Below are 479 nucleotides of genomic sequence, written 5' to 3'. Positions count from 1 at the left end.
AAGTGCATTTTCCCGGACAGCATCGTCCGGTAACCGCCCGCCCGCAGGTAGTGCGCGAAGGTCAGCGTTTGCGCGGGCAATTCGGCGGCGTTATCGTAGGCGCCGATACGCGACGGCAGCTTGCCGGTCAGCAGCGAGAAGCGCGACGGCGCGCACAGCGGGCTCGCGCAATACGCGGCGTCGAACACCACGCCTTGCGCGGCGAGACGGTCGAGCGTCGGCGTGCGCGCGACGCGGTTGCCATAGGCCGGCAGCGCGAACGGCGTCAGCTGGTCGGCCATCAGGATCAGGATGTTGGGAGTCGGGTTCGTCATCGCGGTCGTGGGGAAATCGGTGTTCGAACGGAACGGCGCGACGCTCGTGCGGCGACGCAGCCGGCATGACGGACGCGGCTTGCAGAAAGTCCCGCGCGCACCGGCCGCGACTGGCTAGAATCGCGGAAGGGCCGGCGCGGCGCCGTGCCGTCCAAAGCACTATCC

Annotated in this window: 1 protein-coding gene; it reads right to left on the bottom strand. The window is 68.9% G+C overall.

The window, feature by feature from the left end; translation table 11 throughout:
* Positions 1–314 (bottom strand): sulfatase-like hydrolase/transferase (locus SB816_RS29830; RefSeq protein ID WP_410547967.1); only part of this gene is annotated, 314 nt, incomplete at its 3' end.
* Positions 315–479 lie beyond the last annotated feature (165 nt).

It is taken from the genome of Achromobacter sp. SIMBA_011, from assembly GCF_046535435.1.
In the GTDB taxonomy this organism is placed as follows: domain Bacteria; phylum Pseudomonadota; class Gammaproteobacteria; order Burkholderiales; family Burkholderiaceae_B; genus Achromobacter; species Achromobacter dolens.
The sequence above is the reverse complement of the archived record's forward strand: the minus strand, read 5'-3'. Positions and strand labels throughout refer to the sequence as shown.